At 61.2% G+C, this 255-nt stretch carries 1 pseudogene; it reads right to left on the minus strand.

Annotation, left to right across the window (positions count from 1 at the left end):
- Positions 1 to 25: 25 nt before the first annotated feature.
- Positions 26 to 255 (minus strand): annotated as a pseudogene (locus tag HX846_RS35575) (phenylalanine ammonia-lyase); the annotation flags it as partial.

Genomic DNA, 255 nt, shown 5'->3' on the forward strand with positions numbered 1-255 from the left:
GCTCCCACATTGGGTCTTCATTGGTTTAGAGAATGGGTTTCAAGCCATCGTTTTCGATGAATGCGCTTAACGCCAACACATCCACCGACCCCGAACGATCCTGATCCAGGTGCGCCACCTGGCGGCGCACCGCCTGATGAATACGCCGGGTGCCCTGCCCCAGTTGAACCGTGCCGCGCAGGTCTACCGCCTGCGCCGCCACGATCAACTCAATGCTGCCCAGCCACACCACGCGCTGCACCAGTTGCCGGGCTT

The sequence above is a fragment of the Pseudomonas sp. K5002 genome (assembly GCF_013386655.1).
Lineage (GTDB): Bacteria > Pseudomonadota > Gammaproteobacteria > Pseudomonadales > Pseudomonadaceae > Aquipseudomonas.